Source organism: Actinoplanes sp. NPDC089786 (assembly GCF_040684855.1).
Classification (GTDB): domain Bacteria; phylum Actinomycetota; class Actinomycetes; order Mycobacteriales; family Micromonosporaceae; genus Actinoplanes.
The window spans coordinates 977,294-995,523 of sequence record NZ_JBFBGU010000001.1 but is presented as its reverse complement, the minus strand read 5'-3'; the positions used below and the strand labels follow the sequence as shown (position 1 = coordinate 995,523).

Annotated in this window: 15 protein-coding genes and 1 pseudogene; 5 read left to right on the top strand and 11 right to left on the bottom strand. The window is 71.3% G+C overall.

All coding sequences use genetic code 11. The features are described 5' to 3' along the window. Window positions 1–142 precede the first annotated feature (142 nt). Window positions 143–1,885 carry a biotin carboxylase N-terminal domain-containing protein gene (locus AB0O15_RS04810; protein WP_364314057.1) on the top strand — a complete coding sequence of 581 codons (1,743 nt, stop codon included), beginning with the start codon at window positions 143–145 and terminating at the stop codon, window positions 1,883–1,885. Here AB0O15_RS04810 and AB0O15_RS04805 read toward each other — a convergent pair. The 4 genes and pseudogenes from AB0O15_RS04805 to AB0O15_RS04790 all read right to left on the bottom strand — a co-directional run. Then, window positions 1,873–2,400: pseudogene (locus tag AB0O15_RS04805) on the bottom strand (TetR/AcrR family transcriptional regulator); the annotation flags it as partial. The gene AB0O15_RS04810 and the pseudogene AB0O15_RS04805 sit on opposite strands and share 13 nt — an antisense overlap. A 71-nt stretch (window positions 2,401–2,471) precedes the next feature. After that, window positions 2,472–3,323 (bottom strand): transglutaminase family protein, encoded by an 852-nt coding sequence (locus AB0O15_RS04800; protein WP_364314054.1) that lies wholly within the window; start codon window positions 3,321–3,323, stop codon window positions 2,472–2,474. Further along, the gene (locus tag AB0O15_RS04795; RefSeq protein ID WP_364314051.1) at window positions 3,323–4,261 is read right to left on the bottom strand and encodes an alpha-E domain-containing protein; all 939 of its coding nucleotides are present in this window, start codon (window positions 4,259–4,261) and stop codon (window positions 3,323–3,325) included. The genes AB0O15_RS04800 and AB0O15_RS04795 overlap by 1 nt, the downstream gene beginning before the upstream one ends. Continuing rightward, window positions 4,255–5,829, bottom strand: a complete 1,575-nt coding sequence (locus AB0O15_RS04790; RefSeq protein WP_364314049.1) for a circularly permuted type 2 ATP-grasp protein — start codon at window positions 5,827–5,829, stop codon at window positions 4,255–4,257. Before AB0O15_RS04790 ends, AB0O15_RS04795 begins: the two co-directional genes overlap by 7 nt. Before the next feature lie 337 nt (window positions 5,830–6,166). Here AB0O15_RS04790 and AB0O15_RS04785 point away from each other — a divergent pair, with 337 nt between their 5' ends. Further along, window positions 6,167–6,892, top strand: a complete 726-nt coding sequence (locus AB0O15_RS04785) for a DedA family protein (RefSeq protein WP_364314046.1) — start codon at window positions 6,167–6,169, stop codon at window positions 6,890–6,892. On the opposite strand, the gene AB0O15_RS04780 is transcribed toward AB0O15_RS04785, so the two are convergent. Further along, on the bottom strand, window positions 6,819–8,219 hold the full coding sequence (locus AB0O15_RS04780) for an NAD(P)H-quinone dehydrogenase (protein ID WP_364314043.1): 1,401 nt from the start codon (window positions 8,217–8,219) through the stop codon (window positions 6,819–6,821). The two genes, AB0O15_RS04785 and AB0O15_RS04780, sit on opposite strands and share 74 nt — an antisense overlap. 92 nt (window positions 8,220–8,311) lie before the next feature. On the opposite strand from AB0O15_RS04780, the gene AB0O15_RS04775 reads away from it, so the two are divergent. Continuing rightward, entirely contained in the window at window positions 8,312–8,773 is a 462-nt protein-coding gene (locus AB0O15_RS04775; RefSeq protein WP_364314040.1) for a gamma-glutamylcyclotransferase, read from the top strand. A 3-nt stretch (window positions 8,774–8,776) separates the two neighbouring features. Here the strand turns inward: AB0O15_RS04775 and AB0O15_RS04770 are convergent, their stop codons facing one another. From AB0O15_RS04770 to AB0O15_RS04755, 4 genes are all read right to left on the bottom strand, one after another. Continuing rightward, on the bottom strand, window positions 8,777–9,733 hold the full coding sequence (locus AB0O15_RS04770) for a GNAT family N-acetyltransferase (RefSeq protein WP_364314038.1): 957 nt from the start codon (window positions 9,731–9,733) through the stop codon (window positions 8,777–8,779). 40 nt (window positions 9,734–9,773) lie between these two features. Next, on the bottom strand, window positions 9,774–10,511 hold the full coding sequence (locus AB0O15_RS04765) for a hypothetical protein (RefSeq protein WP_364314036.1): 738 nt from the start codon (window positions 10,509–10,511) through the stop codon (window positions 9,774–9,776). A gap of 89 nt (window positions 10,512–10,600) precedes the next feature. Then, a complete protein-coding gene (locus tag AB0O15_RS04760; RefSeq protein ID WP_364314033.1) occupies window positions 10,601–11,530 on the bottom strand; it encodes a hypothetical protein in 930 nt (309 codons plus the stop codon). Then, entirely contained in the window at window positions 11,530–12,165 is a 636-nt protein-coding gene (locus tag AB0O15_RS04755) for an MBL fold metallo-hydrolase (RefSeq protein ID WP_364314030.1), read from the bottom strand. Before AB0O15_RS04755 ends, AB0O15_RS04760 begins: the two co-directional genes overlap by 1 nt. Window positions 12,166–12,276: 111 nt before the next feature. On the opposite strand from AB0O15_RS04755, the gene AB0O15_RS04750 reads away from it, so the two are divergent. Beyond that, window positions 12,277–13,257, top strand: a complete 981-nt coding sequence (locus AB0O15_RS04750) for a DUF4349 domain-containing protein (protein WP_364314027.1) — start codon at window positions 12,277–12,279, stop codon at window positions 13,255–13,257. Here the strand turns inward: AB0O15_RS04750 and AB0O15_RS04745 are convergent. Further along, on the bottom strand, window positions 13,254–14,495 hold the full coding sequence (locus tag AB0O15_RS04745; RefSeq protein WP_364314024.1) for an amidohydrolase: 1,242 nt from the start codon (window positions 14,493–14,495) through the stop codon (window positions 13,254–13,256). The genes AB0O15_RS04750 and AB0O15_RS04745 overlap by 4 nt on opposite strands. Window positions 14,496–14,635: 140 nt before the next feature. Further along, window positions 14,636–16,192 carry a methylmalonyl-CoA mutase family protein gene (locus AB0O15_RS04740; protein WP_364314021.1) on the bottom strand — a complete coding sequence of 519 codons (1,557 nt, stop codon included), beginning with the start codon at window positions 16,190–16,192 and terminating at the stop codon, window positions 14,636–14,638. A gap of 155 nt (window positions 16,193–16,347) precedes the next feature. Between AB0O15_RS04740 and AB0O15_RS04735 the strand changes: the two genes are divergently transcribed. Next, complete coding sequence (locus AB0O15_RS04735) at window positions 16,348–18,210, top strand: protein kinase (protein WP_364314019.1); 1,863 nt, start codon at window positions 16,348–16,350, stop codon at window positions 18,208–18,210. The last annotated feature ends 20 nt before the right edge of the window (window positions 18,211–18,230 follow it).

Below are 18,230 nucleotides of genomic sequence, written 5' to 3'. Positions count from 1 at the left end.
GTGGGCGTCACGGTAGCCGTCGAATGTGACGTTTCTGTTGGCTGTCCACAGGCACAGCCCCTGTTGGCCTGTCCACAGGCACAGCCAACGCCACGTCCACAGCCGCGGCGCACCGCGAGGAAAGCTCATCTAGGCTCGGCACGTGCGCAAGGTATTGGTCGCCAATCGGGGCGAGATCGCGGTCCGCGTCATTCGAGCCTGCCGGGATGCGGGGCTGGGCAGTGTCGCCGTCTATGCCGACAGTGATCGGGATTCGCCTCATGCCCGGCTGGCCGATGAGGCGTACTCGCTGGGGGGCGAGACCGCGGCCGACACCTACCTGCGCATCGACAAGCTTCTCGACGTGGCGGGTCGCAGCGGGGCCGATGCCGTTCACCCGGGCTACGGGTTCCTGTCGGAGAACGCCGACTTCGCTCAGGCCGTACTCGACGCGAATCTGATCTGGATCGGGCCGACGCCGCAGGCCATTCGCGATCTCGGGGACAAGGTGACCGCCCGGCACATCGCTCAGCGGGCCGGCGCGCCGCTGGTGCCGGGGACCGCCGAACCGGTGGGTGGCGCCGCGGAGATCGTGGCGTTCGCCGAGGAGCACGGGCTGCCGGTGGCGATCAAGGCGGCGTTCGGCGGGGGCGGCCGGGGGCTCAAGGTGGCCCGGACGATCGAGGAGATCCCGGCGCTGTTCGAGTCGGCGACACGGGAGGCGGTCGCGGCGTTCGGGCGGGGTGAGTGCTTCGTCGAGCGCTACCTGGACCGGCCGCGGCACGTCGAGGCGCAGGTGCTGGCCGACACGCGGGGCAACGTCGTGGTGGTCGGGACCCGCGACTGCTCGTTGCAGCGCCGCCACCAGAAGCTGGTCGAGGAAGCGCCGGCGCCGTTCCTCAGCGACGAGCAGCGCGCCCAGATCCACGACAGCGCGAAGGCGATCTGCCGGGAGGCCGGCTACCACGGGGCCGGCACGGTGGAATACCTGGTCGGGCCGGACGGGACGATCTCGTTCCTCGAGGTCAACACCCGGCTCCAGGTGGAACACCCGGTCAGCGAGGAGACCACGGGGCTCGACCTGGTACGCGAGCAGTTCCGGATCGCCGACGGTCAGGAACTCACCATCACCGACGATCCGGAACCGCGCGGGCATGCGATCGAGTTCCGGATCAACGGCGAGGACGCGGGGCGCAACTTCCTGCCCGCCCCGGGCACGGTCACCGCGCTGAGCTGGCCGTCCGGTCCGGGCGTACGGGTGGACTCGGGGGTGGTGAACGGCAGTGTGATCGGCGGAAACTTCGACTCGATGCTGGCCAAGATCATCGTTGTCGGCGCGACGCGGCCGGAGGCGATCGAGCGGGCCCGCCGGGTGCTGGACGAGACCGTGGTCGAGGGCATCGCGACGGTGCTGCCGTTCCACCGGGCGGTGGTGCGCGACCCGGCCTTCGCCGACGAGTTCACCGTGCACACCCGCTGGATCGAGACCGAGTGGGCCAACGAGGTGCCGCCGTTCCAGGCCGCGCCGGCCGAAGGGGCCGATGAGCCGGAGCGCGAGACGATCGTGGTCGAGGTCGGCGGCAAGCGGCTCGAGGTGACACTGCCGGCCTTCACGAGCGGGGCGCCGGGCCCGGCGGCGGCCCGGAAGCCGGCCCGGCGGGCGGGCGCCGCGGCCGCGGCCGGTGCCGTCAGCAAAGCAGCGCTGACCGCCCCGATGCAGGGCACGATCGTCAAGGTCGCCGCCCAGAACGGCGACGAGGTGGCCGAGGGTGACGTCATCGTGGTCGTCGAGGCGATGAAGATGGAACAGCCGCTGACCGCCCACAAGGCCGGCACCGTGAACGGCCTGTCGGTCGAGGTGGGAGCCACGATCACGGCCGGCGCCACGATCTGCACTATTGATTGAGCTGCCGCAGCACCCTGCGCGCCGCCTCCTCCGCCGCCGACGAAGCCGACGAAGCCGACGAAGCCGACAGCGGCCAAGGCTGATGGAGCGGCCGAGGCCGACGAAGCAGCTGAAGCCGATGGAGCGGCCGAAGCGGCTGAAGGGGACGGGCCGCCCATGGACGACACCACCGCGGGGTCGGAGGCGTGGTACAGGTCGGGCCGGAACATCACCTCGAAGTGTGCACGGTGGGTGACGGCGAACCGCACGTACGCGACCCCGCCGTCGAGGAAGCTCTCGGCCGCGCCGAGCTCGGCCGCCAGCCGGTGGTAGCCCTCAACGGCCAGCGCGGTGAGCAGCCCGGCCTTGTCGCCGAAGTGGTGCGTCGGCGCCGCGTGCGACACCCCGGCCCGGCGGGCCAGGTCACGCAGGCTGAGCTTGGCGACGCCGCTCTCCTCGATCGCGACGGCCGCCTCGGTCAGCAGCGCCCGCCGCAGGTCGCCGTGGTGGTAGGGCTTGGTGGTCACCGGAGTCAGCGTAGCCAGCGAAACAGAACCCGAGCCAACGTGACCAGCGAAACAGAACCCGAGCCGGCGTGGCCGGCGAGTCAGCGCAAGCGGGTGATGGTGACCTCGACGCCCTGCCCGGTGCTCTTCGGTCCGGCGTAGACACCCTTGAGCGGCGGTACGTCGCCGTACTCGCGACCGCGGCCGACCACCACGTGCCGTTCGCCGACCGGGACGCCGTTGGTCGGGTCGAACGCGGTCCACCGGCCGACCCACCACTGCACCCAGGCGTGACTCTGCCCGACCACGCTCTCGCCGATCGCCGCGCTGGGCCGCGGGTGCAGGTAGCCCGAGACGTACCGGGCCGGCATCCCCATCGAGCGCAGCAGCCCGATCGTGAGGTGGCTGATGTCCTGGCAGACGCCCTTGCGCTGGCGCCACGCGTGCATCGCGTCGGACTGCACGCCGGTCGACCCGGTCTCGTAGGTGACCTCGGCCCGGACGAACTCGCAGGCGGCCAGCGCGGCCGCGTGCGGGGTGGCGTGGGCCGCGCGGATGTCCGCGGCGATCTCGGTCAGCGACTGGTCGATGGTCGTCCGTGTGGTGGGCAGCAGCAGCTCGTACCAGCGGTCGACGACGTCCGGCACCGCGATGTCCTCCCAGGAGGAGCCGGTGTCGACCAGGTCGCCGGGCGGGAGGGTCTCGACCGTGGAGGTGGCGGTCACGGTCAGCGCCTCGTGCGGGGCGTGCACGTCGAACGCGGTGACCACGGTGCCCCAGTAGTCCTCGTACCGGTAGGTGCGCGCCGGCGGCCACACCTCGACCCGCGCGTCCAGGACGGCCTGCCGGGCGTCGTTGCGCGGCCACATCCGGGCCTCGTTGTACGACGACGACACCGGCCCGGCGTAGTCGTACCCGGTCTTGTGTTGCAGCCGGAGCCGCCAGCTGTCCATCAGGCCACCACTCCCCGGACCCAGTTGACCGCCGAGGTCTGCCGGAAGTAGCGCCGGGACACCGCCTCGTTGACCTGCGAGCAGGTGCGTTCCAGGCTGGTGAGCACCGGCGACAGGTCGTCGATGAGCTCGTCGGCGCCGCGGAACTCGAGGTTGGTGCGGGCCCGGCCGACGATCCGCTGGGCGTCGGTGGCCACGCCCGCGCGGCCGGGGTCGGGCTCGAGGTCGGTGAGGCAGCCCTCGGCGGTGGAGAGGGCGGCGAAGACCGAGCGTGGGAAGAGGCGGTCGAGCAGCAGGAACTCGGCCGCGTGTCGATCGTCGAGAGCGCCCCGATAGGTACGCAGGAAGGTTTCCCAGGCGCCGGATGATCGCAGCAGCGTCAGCCAGGACGGGATGCTGCCGCCGGCGCGCTCGTGCGTACGCAGCAGCCTTGCCGTCATGTCGACCCGCTCGACGCTGCGGCCGAGCACCAGGAAGAGCCACCCCTCGTCCCGGCTCATCGTGGCGTCGGTCAGCCCGGCCATCACCGCGCAGCGCTCGCGCACCCAGCGGAAGAACGAGTGCACCCCCTGCTGCTCGACCCGCCGGCGCGCGTTGGGCAGCCCGTGCCAGGTGGCGTTGAGGCACTCCCACATCTCCGACGACACCGTCTCGCGGGCGCCGCGGGCGTTCTCGCGGGCGGCGGCCAGCGAGCCCACCACCGAGCTGGCGTTCCGGTCGTCGAGGCCGAGCAGGTTGATCACCTCGGCCGAGGTGACCAGTCCGTCCGGGATGGGCTTGCCCATCACCCCGAGCAGCGACCGGCAGGCGGAGTCTTCCTGGGTCCACGGGTCGGCCAGCATGCGCTGGAGGTGCACGTCGAGGATGCGGGCGGTGTCCTCGGCCCGTTCGACGTACCGGCCGATCCAGTAGAGCGACTCGGCGATCCGGCTCAGCACGGCTCGGCCACCCCCTGCTGTTGCTGTTGCTGCTGCTCCTCGGCGGCCGTGGCGCCGGGGCCCAGGTCGGGGCTGGCCGCGGCGGGCAGCGGGGCCGGCTCGGCGGGCAGGTGGGGCGTCTCGTAGAAGGCGTCGGAGGCGTCGGCCAACACCCAGGTGTCCTTGGACCCGCCGCCCTGGCTGGAGTTGACCACCAGCGCGCCCTCGGGCAGCGCCACCCGGGTCAGCCCGCCCGGCAGCACCCAGATGTTCGAGCCGTCGTTCACCGCGAACGGCCGCAGGTCGACGTGCCGGCCGCGCAGCCGGTTCCCGATCAGCGTGGGCACCATCGACAGCTTGACCTCGCGCTGGGCGATCCAGCCCCGCGGATTCGCCTTGATCTCGGCGGCCACGGCGGCAAGTGAGGCGGACGTGGCCTGAGACCCGATCACGATGCCCGCGCCCCCGGCCCCGTCCACCGGCTTCAGCACCAGTTCGTCGAGGCGGGACAGGACATGATCGAGTACGCCGTCCTCGTCGAGCCGGTAGGTCTCCACGTTCGGCAGCAGCGGCTCCTCGTTCAGGTAGTACCGGATCAGGTCCGGCACGTACGTGTAGAGCAGCTTGTCGTCGGCGACCCCGTTGCCGACCGCGTTGGCGATCGTCACCCGACCGGCCCGCGCGGCGTTCAGCAGCCCGGCCACCCCGATCACCGAGTCGGCCCGGAAGTGCACCGGGTCGAGGAAGTCGTCGTCGATGCGCCGGTAGATCACGTCGACGCGTTGCTCGCCGGCCGTCGTACGCATGGCCACGTCGTTGCCCACGCACACCAGGTCGCGCCCCTCGACCAGCTCGACGCCCATCTCGCGGGCGATCAGCGCGTGTTCGAAGTAGGCCGAGTTGAAGACGCCGGGGCTCAGCACGACCACGGTCGGGTCGTTGACCCCGATCGGCGCGGCCGCCCGCAACGCCCGCAGCAGCATCGCCGGGTACGACTCGACCGGCAGGATCCGGGTCGCCGCGAACACCTCGGGCAGCACCTGGGCCATCGCCCGCCGGTTCTCCATCACGTAGCTCACCCCGGACGGGATGCGTACGTTGTCCTCGAGCACCCGGAAGGCGCCCTGCTCGTCGCGGATCAGGTCGACCCCGGAGACGTGGATGCGCACCCCGTTGGGCGGGTTGATGCCGGCCGCCTGGCGCAGGAAGTGGGCGCTGGTGGCGATGATGCGGCGCGGCACCACCCCGTCGGCGAGCACCTGGCCGGCGCCGTACACGTCGGCCAGGAACGCCTCGAGCGCGCGGATCCGCTGGGCGACGCCGCGTTCGACGGCGCGCCACTCGGCCGCGGCGATGATCCGCGGCACGATGTCCAGCGGAAACGGACGCTCGACGCCCTTGAGGGCAAACGTGATGCCCTGGTCGAGGAAGGCGCGGGCCAGCACCTCGGCGCGTACGCCCAGCTCAGCGCTGGACAGCGGCTGAAGCGTGGCATGCAGCGCCTCGTAGCTCTCGCGCGGCATGCCCGGCTCACCGAACATCTCGTCCCAGCCGGGGCCGAGGCGGTACTCCTCGAATAGATCCGCCATGGAGTGAATCTATGCGCAGGGCGTTGCGCACGGGTAACAGAAGTCATCAGAAGACTTCGGAGGAGGGCCGTCGGCACGGGACCCGCCGACGGCCCAATCGCCGCCCGATGGTGCGGCGCGGCTTTCACGTTACGCCCACCGTGCGTATTCCGGATGACGAGGTTTACGAGGTGCGCGACACTCCGGTGAACCTGCCTGGCCAGCCCCCGTCTACACGTAGCGTGGCGGGCATCACCGTCACGAGTCGGGGTACTCGGCGCATGCTGAGACTCAGCGCCTTCACAGGGGTGCGGACGCAAAATGACGTGACGCCGATTGCCGTGAGGTGCATTTCCCGATGACCGATCTGTTGGCCGCCATGGCGACACCGGCATGGGTGTATCTCGCGCTCTTCGGTTTCCTGGCCGTCGACGCGGTGATCCCGGTGGTACCGATCCAGGCCATCATGATCACCACGGGAGCACTCACCGTGTACGGCGGGCTCGAACTGCCCCTGGTGATCGCGGTGGGTGCGCTCGGCATGTTCACCGGCGACGTGATCGCGTTCGTGCTCGGACGCACAGCCGGTCACGTCGGAAACCACTGGCTCGGTGATCGGTTGTCCGCTTTACGCGCCCGGTTCGGGCCCAAGCAGGACGAGGACGGCGAGGACCACCCGTCGCGGACCAAGCGGGCGGCCGAGCGGTTCACCCGGGGCCTGCGCCGGCCCGGTCCGCTGGTGCTGCTGCTCTGCCGGTTCGTGCCGGGCGGGCGGATGGCCGGCGGCTACCACGCCGGCCGCCGGGGCTACCCGATCAAGCTGTTCATCGCCTACGACGGCGCCGCCGCGGTGGCCTGGGCCACCTACGGCGGGCTGGTCGGTCACATCGGCGGCACCGCGGTGACCCAGTCGGCGTGGCGGCTGTTCGCGATCGCCGCCACCGCCGCTGTGATCTTCGGCACGGCCGGCTGGATCCTGGCCCTCTTCGGCGGGCGCAAGGAAGAGAAAGCTACTGCAGCTCGTGCTGCATCAGCTGGCGAGCCGCCTCGGCGATCGACCCCGACAGCGACGGGTAGATCGTGATGGTGTGCGCGAGCTGATCGACCGTCAGGTTGTTCTCGATCGCCATCGTGATCGGCAGGATCAGCTCGCTCGCCTTGGGCGCGACCACCACGCCGCCGACGATCTGGCCGGTCGCCGGCCGGCAGAAGAGCTTGACGAACCCGTCCCGCAGCCCGGCCATCTTGGCCCGGGCGTTGCCGGTCAGCGGCAACATCACCTGACGGGCCGGCACCCGGCCCGCGTCCACGTCGTTCTGGGTGACGCCGACCGTGGCCAGCTCGGGGTCGGTGAAGACGTTGGCCGAGACGGTACGCAGCCGCAACGGCGCCACCGCCTCGCCCATGGCGTGCCAGATCGCGATCCGGCCCTGCATCGCGGCCACGCTGGCCAGGGGCAGCACGCCGGTGCAGTCGCCGGCCGCGTAGATGCCGGGCACGTTGGTGCGGGACACCCGGTCGACGGTCACGTGGCCGCCGTCCGAGACCAGCACGCCGTACTCCGGCAGGCCCAGGTCGGCGGTGTTCGGGATCGCCCCGACGGCCATCAGCGCGTGTGAGCCCTCGACCACCCGGCCGTCGGACAGCGTGACCGTGACCCCGTCGCCGGAGTTGACGACCGACTCGGCCCGGGACTGGTTGAGGATCGTCATGCCGCGCTCACGGAAGACCCGCTCGATGGCCATCGCGGCGTCGGCGTCCTCGTGCGGCATCACCCGGTCGCGGGACGAGACCAGGGTGACCGGTACGCCCATCGCCAGGTAGGCGCTGGCGAACTCGGCGCCGGTCACCCCCGACCCGATGACGATCAGGTGTTCCGGCAGCTCAGCCAGGTCGTAGACCTGCCGCCAGTCGAGGATCCGCTCGCCGTCCGGCACCGCGCTGGGCAGCACGCGCGGGGTGGCGCCGGTGGCCAGCAGCACGGTCGAGGCATCCACCGCGTACGGCTCGCCGCCGGCCGGCGTGATCAGCACCTGGTGGGTGTGCCCGAGGGTGTCCTCGCCGAGCTTGGCCCGGCCGGTCACCACGTCGACCCCGGCCTTGATCAGCTTGGCCTGGATGTCGCCGGACTGGGCCAGGGCCAGCTTCTTGACCCGGGTGTTCACGGCCGCCGCGTCGACCGTGACACCGTCCAGACCCGGGCCGCTGACGCCGAAGCTCTCGTTGTTGCGGTAGCCGGTGACCACCTCGGAGCTGGCGATGAAGGTCTTGCTGGGGACACAGTCGGACAGAACGCAGGCGCCACCGGCCCCGTCGGCCTCGACGAGGGTCACGTCCGCGTCGAGTTGCGCGGCGACCAGGGCCGCCTCGTACCCGCCCGGCCCGCCGCCGATGATCACAATCCGGGTCACAGGGATCAAACCTCCAAAAAATACGTGGCATGCCTGCCGACACGCACCCCTCGTATTCTCCCCCACCCGCCTCTCCGGTTATCGTCATCGCCGTGCGTCATTACGCCGCGTATGGCTCGAACCTGGACCCTGCCCGCATGCGGGCCTACTGTCCGCACTCGCCGATGGTTGGCGTGGGGTGGATCGAAGGCTGGCGCCTCACCTTTGCCGGTGAGGGGGAAATGGGCTGGGAGGGGTCGGTCACGACGATCGTCGAGTCACCCGGCGATCGGGTCTTCGTGTCCGTCTACGACGTCCACCCGTGGGACGCGGCGCAACTCGACGAGGTCGAGGGGGTGACGGCGGGCAAGTACCAGAAGCTCACCGTCCGTGTCGCCTCGCTCGAGGGCGAGTTCACCGCGTGGGTCTACGTCTTCGACGGGTACGAGGGCGGCATGCCGACCGCCTGGTACCTCTCCGAGATCGCGAACGCGGCGGAGAAGGCGGGCGCGCCCGACGACTACGTCAGCGACCTCCGCCAGCGTCCGACCCGCACCGCCCCACCCGAGGCCTGACCCTCAGGCCAGGCGGCGGTAGATGTTGGCCTCGTACAGCGGGTGCATGCCGACCGCGCGGTAGAGGCGCGCCGCCCGGGTCGGGTTGGCCATGTCCACGCCGAGACCGGCCCGGGCCCGGCCGTGCGCGGCGTAGGTCGAGAAGGCTCGGCGCAGGAGCGCCTCACCCACACCCCTCCGCCGGTACGCCCGGAGCACGGCGAGCGACCTCACCCAGCCCTCGTCCTCGGCCGAACCGTCACCGTCGGCGGACTGCAACGCCCCGGCGATCTGCCCGTCGACCTCGGCCACGAACCACTCCGACCAGGTCACCGTCGACTGGGCCCGGACCTGCTGGATCCACACGCCGAACTCGGTGGCCTGGTGGTCGGAGTCGCGGAACGCCTCCTGGATGACCGCGTGGAACCGCCGCAGCTCGGCCTCGTCCTCGTGGTCGAGCACCCGCACGGTCACGCCCTCGGGCGGTTCCGGCGGGGTCGTGGACACGCCCCGCAGGGACATCGACATCCGGGCGTGCTGGGCGTGGAACTCGAAGCCGGCGTCGGTGAGCGCGGCGATGTACTCGTGCTCGGTCGGGATGGCGCCGGCCCGGACCTCGTACGGGTCGTGGCCGAACGCCGCGCCCCGCTCCGCCACCCGGGCCAGGATCAGGTCGAGCAGGTGCCGCTGGGACGGTTCGCCGCGCCCCGGCCAGGTGTAGACCTCGATGAAGTCGCGGCCGCCGCCGGTCGGATTGTGGGGGTACGCCCAGCCGACGATGGTGTCGTCCGGGTCGAGCGCGACCCAGCAGTCGACGGTCATGTCGGTGTTCGCGTCGGTCAGCGCCTCACGCACGTCGTCGGTGCCGAAGTCGGGCTCGCCGACCGCCGCCAGATCGCTGGCATGCGTCAGTTTGACCAGGTCGGGCACGTCGTCAAGGGTGGGCCGGCGGGTCGACCAGCCGGCGGGCAGCGCGTTCACCAGAGCATCCGACCACACGAGCGCCCTGGTCGGTAGGTGTTTACGAGGTGAGGCGATGGACCAGGGACTCGAGCAGGCCGCAGAGCTCGACCCGTTCCTCACGGTTCAGGGCCCCGAAGGCCTGCCCGGCGAGCGCGTCGGCCACCGACTCGGCCCACATGAGACGCCGCACGATCGGGCCGGCCGGCGGGTAGGGCGGCTGCCACCCGAACGCCACCGCGCCGGTCTCGCCCTCGGGCCCGGCGATGATCGCCTCCAGCGGGGTGAGGCCGCTGGCCCTGATCGCCACCACCTGCACACCCATGCGGTGCTCGTGCAACAGGTGCAACTGGACGGCCGCGAGCGCGCCGGGTGAGGAATCGGGGAGGGGCATGGCCCGCCAGGCCGCGAAGAGCGGCAACCCGGCGGCGTCCACGGCGGACACCACCCGCCGCGACAGCTCGAGCAGCCGGCCCACCCGCGGGAAGCCGCCCAGCTCGTCGGCGCCCCAGCGGCACAGCTCGTGCAGGTGCCAGGTGGCCACCTCCATCGGTTCGGAGGTCTTCGCCGTCGCCTCCCAGCCGTCGGTGACCGCCTCGGGCGCGATGAACCCGATCGCCGCGGTCACCGTCTCGGGCCGCACGTCGCCGAGCGCGCCCGCGCGGGCCGACACGTGGTAGGCCCACCCGGACAACCCGAGCAGCCGGGCACGCCGCAGCGTCTGCGGCGACTCGGCGAACGCGCCCACGAGCTTCGCGAGTCCCGGTCGGGCGGTGGCGGCGGCCTGTTCGGGGGTCACGTGGCGATTCTGCTCTCTACGCGTGAATCCTGAAAATCACCCCAACAGCCCGTACCGAGATTTCCGGAACCCGTTCGGAAATGTGCACATCAGTCCGGGGTGGAGGAATCCAGATCTTCCAGCGCCGCCTCGGCGTCACCGACCCGGCGCCGCGCGGCCGCGGCCTCCCGTTCCGCGGTCCGCCGGGCCAGTTTGCGGCGGCCCACCTCGGCCTGCGCCTCGGTTCGGCGACGCTCCAGTTCGGCCAGTTCGTTGTCCAGGTCCTCGACGGCATGACCCGCGTCACGCTCGGCCGACTCGGCCTTCTCGAGCTGGTCGTCGGCGCGTTTCTCGGCCGATCGGGCCGCGGTCAGCTCCTTCTTGACGTTCCGGCGGCGTTCCTCGTGCTCCCGGCGGCGGCGGTCGGCCAGGGCACGCTCCCGCGCGGAGATCGCCGGCTCGTCCTCGTCATCGTCCTCGGAGTCCTCGTCGGCGTCCGAAGAAGATTCCGAGGTGGACTCCTCGAGATCGGTGACCAGGCGCAGGCGGGGACGCGGAACCTCACCGAAGCCGGCGTACGAGGCCGCGCGCACCAGGCGCCCGGTGCGCACCTGCTCGGCGACGTCGGGCTCGGCCATCGCCGCGCTCAGCGTCGCCTCCACCTCGCCCAGCGGCAGCTTGCCGGCCAGCCCGCGGTCGCGCGCGACGGCCAGCTTGCGGGCCTCGCCGACCAGCGCCGACACGATCTGCCGGCGCTGGGTGGAGAGCTCACGCAGCTCGTCACCCTTCAGGGTGCGCTGGGCCACCCGCAACGCCTCGGCCAGCTCGACCAGCTGGTCGATCAGCTCCGGTTTGCGCAGCGCCAGGAGGTTCACCAGCCAGGCGGCCACGGTCGGTTTGCGCAGGGCGGTCAGCCGCTTCACGGCGGCGGTGTCACCGGCCTTCTTCGCCGCGGCGATCGCCGCGGACCGGGCCGCGACGAAGCCGTCCGGCGGGTCCTCGTACATCCGCCGGATCAGGGCGTCGGTCGCGGCCGCCATCAGCCGATGGTGCTGCCCGGCGCGAGGCGGGCGTACGTGGTGCCGGAGAGACGGTCCATGAGGCCCTGGTAGATGCCGAACCCGTTGTCGTTGAGCAGGCCGTCGTGCAGGGCGAAGGCGCGCTCCGGGCGTACCGTACGCACGAAGTCGATCGTCTCGGACACCTTGGCCCACGGAGCGTGCAGCGGGACGAACAGGGTCTCCACCGTCGTGCCCTCGGGCACGTGGTACGAGTCGCCCGGGTGATAGAGGTTGGCCGTGCCGTCGGAGATCAGATAGCCGATGTTGGCGATCCGCGGGACGTCCGGATGGATCACCGCGTGCTGCCCGCCGAAGGCCCGCACGGTGAACCCGGCGGCCAGGAACTCGGCGCCCGGCTCGACCGTGGTGACCGCCGCCGCGAACGCTTCGGTCTTCGGGAGCACGTCGGGGTGCACGAACACCGTGAGGCCGGGCCGCTGCCGCACGGCCTCGGTGACCGCCTCGACGTCCAGGTGGTCGGGGTGCTCGTGGGTGATGAGGACGGCGTCGGCGCCGGCCAGGGCGGACCGCTCGCTGAAACCGCCGGGATCGACGACGAGCACCCCGTCGCCCTCGATGCGCAGGCAGGAATGCGTGAACTTCGTGATCTGCACGGGACCCCTCCGCAGCCGAATCGTGACTCCTCAACCCGCAGTCTGCCGGAACCGCACAGCGTGTGCCGCACGTCTGACCCGCGCTGACCGAAACGGGGTTCGGAGGATGCCATGCGTATCACACGACTGATCACGGCCGCGCTCGCGGCCGGATTCCTATTGACCACCACCGCTTGCGGCGCCGACTCGGCCGACAACGCCGCCTCAGAGAGCCGGGGCGACTCGGGCGGGGCGCCCGCGGTCGCGCCGGCCCAGCCGAACGAGCAGGCCGCGCCGGCTCAAGGGGCCCAGGACCAGGCCCAGGTCGCGCCGGCCGAGGGCAAGAACGAGCCGGCCCAGGCGCCCGACCTGAGCGTCGACCAGCGCTCGATCATCTACACCGGGTCGATCACGCTGCGCGTCGAGAACGTCAACGAGGCCGCCGCCCGCACGGTCGGGATCGCGGCCGGGTCCGGCGGTTTCGTCGGCGGCGACAACCGCAACAGCGACAACGGCGGCGCCAACGCCACGCTCACCCTGCGCGTACCGGCCGGCAAGTTCAGCGGCGTGGTCGACCAGCTGGCCAAGCTGGGCAAGGACGGCAAGGAGGAGTCCCGGGAGATCAACACCCAGGACGTCACCGAGGAGACCGTCGACCTCGACGCCCGGATCAAGGTGCAGCAGGCCCGGGTGGACAGCGGCCGTCGGCTGCTCGGCCAGGCCAAGTCGCTGAACGACCTGGTGATGCTGGAGCGCGAGGTGGCCACCCGGGAGTCCGACCTGGCCTCGCTGGAGGCCAAGAAGCGCCGCCTGGCCGACCTGACCGCGCTCTCCACGATCACCGTGGTGCTGCTCAGCCCGGCCGCGCAGGTGGGGCCGCCCGGCGACGAGCCGCCCGGCTTCCTGGCCGGCCTGCGCGGCGGCTGGAACGCGCTGCTCGCCTCGCTCGGCGTGCTGGTGACCGTGCTCGGCGCGCTGCTGCCCTGGCTGATCGTGGTCGGCGTGCCGGTGTGGCTGCTGATCTGGGCGCTGCGCCGGCGCCGCCGGACCGTGGTGGCCCCGGCGACCGCGACGCCCCAGCCCGCGGTGGCCGCGGCGGCCGGAGACGACTAGAAGGCGCCGGTGGCCAGCGCGGCCAGGGCGGTGTGCACCATCACCCGGACGCCGTGGCCGATGCAGCGTTCGTCCACGTCGAAGTCGCTCCGGTGCAGGTCGTGGCGGATGTCGCTGCCCGGGGTGCCGGTGCCGAGCCGGATCATCGCCCCGGGCACGTGCTCCAGGTAGAACGAGAAGTCCTCGCCGCCCATGCTGATCTCGGCCTCGACGACGTGGTCGGCGCCCAGCGCGGCGCCGGCCGCACCGGCCACCACGGCCGAGGCCATCCGGTCGTTGATCACCGGCGGCACGCCACGGGTGTAGGTCACCTCGGCCTCGGCCCCGGTCGCCGCCACCACGTCCTTGATCAGCTTGGTGATCAGGTCGGGCGCCGCCCGCCAGGCCTCCCGGTTGAGGATCCGGACGGTGCCGCGGGCGTAGCCGGTGCCCGGGATCGCGTTGGCCGCCTCGCCGGCGTGCACCGCGCCCCACACCATCGACACCCCGGCACGCGGGTCGACCCGGCGGTCCAGCAGGGCCGGCACGTCCACCACGACGCGGCCCAGCGCGTGCACCAGGTCGGCGGTGAGGTGGGGCCGCGCGGTGTGCCCGCCCGGGCCGGTCAGCGTCACCTCGACCATGTCGGCGGCCGCGGTGAACGGGCCGGAGCGCACGCCGACCAGGCCGGCCGGCAGCTGCGGGTAGCAGTGCAGCGCGAAGATCGCGGCGACGTCCTTCATCGCGCCGGCGGCGATCACCTCGGGGGCGCCGGACGGGATGCTCTCCTCGCCCGGCTGGAAGATCAGCCGGATCCGGCCGGGGAGCGCGCCCTCCCGCTCCAGCTCGGCCAGTGCCAGGCCGAGGCCGAGCAGCACGGTGGTGTGCACGTCATGCCCGCAGGCGTGGGTGACATTGTCCACCGTGGAGCGGTACGGCACGTCCTTGATGTCGGGCAGCGGGAGCGCGTCGAGGTCGGCGCGGAAGGCGATCACCCGGTCGCCGGTCCCGATGTCACAGAGCACGCCGTTGCCCTTGGGCAGCAGCTCCGGCTTGAGCCCGGCGGCGGTCAGCTCGCGGACGATCAGCGCGGCGGTCTCGAACTCGTGGTGTGACGGTTCCGGGTGCGCATGCAGATGGCGACGGAACGTGACCAGATCGGCGCCTCGGGCGGCCAGCCAGTGGTCGAGCCGGCCCGGCAGCGGACCCGGTTGATCACCCACGGTTGTGCCCTCCGGCACGGTCAGCACAGTGGTCACAGTTCCCTCGGCAATAGTCCGTTGAGGCGCGACAGCCTAGACCACCCAACGGGTGATCCCCCTCCCAGGTGACGACCTTGTGCCCTTTTCCAAATTCCCCACCAGCCAAAACGCCCCGGAAGCGAACTTGGAAAAAGGCATCAGAACCGCTCGACCGGCTGGTAGACCCCCCACACCCCGCGCAGCGAGTGGCAGACCTCCCCGACGGTCGCACGCCGCCGCAACGCCTCTTTCATGTACGGCAACACGTTCTCCGTACCCTCCGCGGCCTTCGCCATGTCGGCCAGCGCGCTCTCCACGGCCGGGCCGTCCCGTTCCGCACGCAGCGTAGCCAGCCGCTCGCCCTGACCCCGTTCGATCGCCGGGTCGACGCGCAACGGCTCGTACCGCTCCTCGGTGTCGGCCACGAACCGGTTGACCCCGACCACCACCCGCTCGCCGCCGTCCACCTGGTTGGCGATGCGGTACGCGGAAGTCTCGATCTCCTGCTTCTGGAAACCCTGCTCGATCGCCTCGACCGCGGACCCGTACGAGAACACCTGCTCGATCAGCTCGTTGGCGATCCGCTCGACCTCGTCGGTCATCGCCTCGATCGCGTACGAGCCCGCGAACGGGTCGACGGTGCCGGTCAGCCCGCTCTCGTACGCCAGCACCTGCTGGGTCCGCAGCGCCAGCCGCGCCGACTTCTCGGTCGGCAGGGCCAGCGCCTCGTCGTACGCGTTGGTGTGCAGCGACTGCGTGCCGCCGGCCACCGCGCCGAGCGCCTGGATCGCCACCCGCACCAGGTTCACCTCGGGCTGCTGCGCGGTCAGCTGGACCCCGGCCGTCTGGGTGTGGAAGCGAAGCATCATCGACTTGGGGTTGGTCGCGCCGAAGTCGTCGCGCATGATCCGGGCCCACATCCGGCGGGCCGCGCGGAACTTGGCGATCTCTTCGAGCAGCGTCGTGCGGGCCACGAAGAAGAACGACAGGCGCGGCGCGAAGTCGTCCACGGCCAGGCCCGCGTTGATCGCCGCCTGGACGTACTCGATGCCGTTGGCCAGGGTGAACGCGATCTCCTGCGCGGGAGTCGCGCCGGCCTCGGCCATGTGGTAGCCGGAGATCGAGATGGTGTTCCACTTCGGAATCTCGGCGTGACAGTAGGCGAAGGTGTCGGAGACCAGGCGCAACGACGGCTTGGGCGGGAAGATGTACGTCCCCCGGGCGATGTACTCCTTCAGGATGTCGTTCTGGATCGTGCCGTTCAGGGCCGACCCGGGCACCCCCTGCTCCTCGGCCACCAGCTGGTAGAGCAGCAGCAGCACCGAGCCGGGCGCGTTGATCGTCATCGACGTGGAGACCTGGTCGAGCGGGATGCCGTCGAAGAGCCGGCGCATGTCGTCGAGCGAGTCGATGGCCACGCCGACCTTGCCGACCTCGCCGTGCGCGATCGCGTCGTCCGAGTCGTACCCCATCTGGGTGGGCAGGTCGAACGCGACGGACAGGCCCATCGTGCCGTTGGCCAGCAACTGGTGGTAGCGCGCGTTGGACTCGGCGGCCGTGCCGAAGCCCGCGTACTGCCGCATCGTCCATGGTCGCTGGGTGTACATGGTCGGATAGACACCGCGCGTGTACGGAAACTCGCCCGGCTCGCCGAGATCGCCGGAAACAAGCTCCTTATACACCGGTTTGATGGTGAATCCGGATTCAGCTTCCACGATCCGATACTAGTCGTCGACACTGCGCGACAACGCCTTTACGCCTCGTCATCAGGACCGTAACGAATGCCCCATCGACTTTCCGAAAAGGGGTACGAAGCGGCAAGATAGCGGGGTTCGGTCCCCCGGCCCCTAGATCCCTCGGTGGCATCTCTGTGACTCAGATTCCGACGTGGAGCGGCGGCAACGCTCCCACCAGCGGACGCGCAGCTCCAGGCACGCTCATCGGCGATCGGTACACCCTCAGGGCCGCGGTGGGCCACGGCGGCATGGGTACGGTGTGGCGCGCCGCCGACACCCTGCTGCGTCGCGACGTCGCCGTAAAAGAGGTCATCCTCCCGCCCGGCCTGGCGCCGAGCGACCGCGACTCGATGTACGAACGCACCATGCGCGAGGCCCGCGCCGCCGCCGCGCTGCAACACCCGGCCGTGGTCCAGGTCTACGACGTGGTGCACGAGGGCGGCCGGCCCTGGATCGTCATGGAGCTGCTCGAGGCCCGCAGCCTGGCCGACATGATCATCGAGGACGGCCCGATCCCGCCCCGCGTGGTCGCCAAGATCGGCATCGCGCTGCTGGGCGCGCTCGAGGTCGCCCACGCCCATGGCGTGCTGCACCGCGACGTGAAGCCGGCCAACGTCCTGATCTGCACCGACGGCCGCTGCGTGCTCACCGACTTCGGCGTGGCCAAGCTGCCGACCGACGTGCAGCTGACCACCCCGGGCATGGTGCTCGGCTCACCCCACTTCATCTCGCCCGAGCGCGCGATGGGTAACGACTTCGGCCCACCCAGCGACCTGTTCTCCCTGGGTGTGACGCTCTACACGGCCGTCGAGGGCCGCCCGCCGTTCGACAAGGGCGACCCGATCGAGACCATGCACGCGGTCGTCGAAGACCCGCCGACCCCGTCGGTGCGGGCCGGTTCGCTCGACCCGATCCTGATGGGCCTGCTCGAGAAGGAGCCGTCCCGCCGGTTCGACGCGCAGACCGCGCGCACGATGCTCCGGCAGCAACTCGCCGGCCCGCTGGCCAGCAAGTCGCCGCCACACATGACGACCGACCCCTACTCGGTGGTGCCCAGCCAGCGGCCCCCGGCGCAGGAGACCCAGCCGATCCACGCGCCCCGGCCGAGCGGGCAGATCGGCGGCCGGGCGATGCTCCAGCCGGGCGACTCGCTGAGCGGCCACCTGGCCAAGGTCGACCAGAGCGATCGCACCCAGGCGATGCCTCCGGGTCCGCCGACCGCGGGTGGCGACACCACCGCGGTCGTGCCGCCCCGCCGCTCCTGGGACAACGGCGCCCCGGCCTCGACCGGCAACCAGTACGGCGGCGGGCGGATCGTGCAGAGCCCGTCGGCCAAGCGGCGCGCGATGGTCGACAACGCCGTCGCCACCGTCCGGACCACGGCCGACCGGGCCGTCACCACGGTCAAGGGCTGGTCGCCGAAGCAGCAGCTGATCGCCGGTGGCGGCGCGCTCGTCGTGCTCATCGCGCTGATCCTGGTCATCGCCATCCCCGGCGGCGACGACCCGGCGAAAACGCCGACCGCGGCCGGCCAGCAGAGCCAGGCGCCGCCGCCCGCGGCCTTCCCGACCCAGGAATACCACGACCGCGGCATCAACGTGAACGTGCCGAAGGGCTGGAGCCGCAAGTCCGGCGGCTCCTGGGTCGACTACGTCGATCCCAAGAACAGGCTGCGCAAGGTCCGCATCCTGGTCGAGACGTCCAAGGCCACGCCCGAGAAGTTCCTCGGCGTCGCCGAGAACACGCTCAGGACCAGGTCGACCAACTGCCCGAAGCCCTACAAGCAGGTCTCGCTCGAGCCGCAGAGCATCGCCGGCCGCGACGGCGCGGTGCTCGAATACACCTGCGGCAGTGGCCCCGAGGGGCGGCACGGCAAGTGGGGCGCGGTGATCCGGGACGGCAAGGCGTACTCGTTCTTCCTGACCACCACCGAGGCGACGTTCGCCGACAGCACCCCGATCTTCGACGAGATGCTCAGCTCCTACGCGCTCGCCTGACGGCGCCGTGATATGCACGG